1 protein-coding gene is annotated in these 345 nt (G+C 52.8%); it reads right to left on the bottom strand.

What is annotated here, in order from left to right:
• Positions 1 to 345 (bottom strand): hypothetical protein (locus ACYQ1H_RS15610; protein WP_460028958.1); only part of this gene is annotated, 345 nt, incomplete at both ends.

The raw sequence follows: 345 nt of genomic DNA on the forward strand, positions 1-345 counted from the left end.
CTAGATTCCGTGGAGTGCAGGGACCATTTTGCTGCACAAAAATCAGCGACGAGATCCCGCACTTCGGAATCGGTCAATGTTAAAACGGAGACACCATATTCAGGGCCGTTTTTTATGTGAATCTCGCAGATGGTCGTGCCGCCAGCCCCAGTCTCAAGCGCTGTTCGGTGAATGCTTGGTTTGTCCGAAGCCGTTTGAGGTGTCAACAGCTCGAAGATAAAGCTGATGGCTGTCGACTTGCCGACACCGATATCACCGATGAAGGCGATGTTGTGAGCGGTGCGAGTGAGGAAGTTTGCGGCCCGAATCAGCGCATCACGGTGCTTTTCGATTTGTCGGCGTAGT

The organism is Methyloparacoccus murrellii (genome assembly GCF_054657115.1).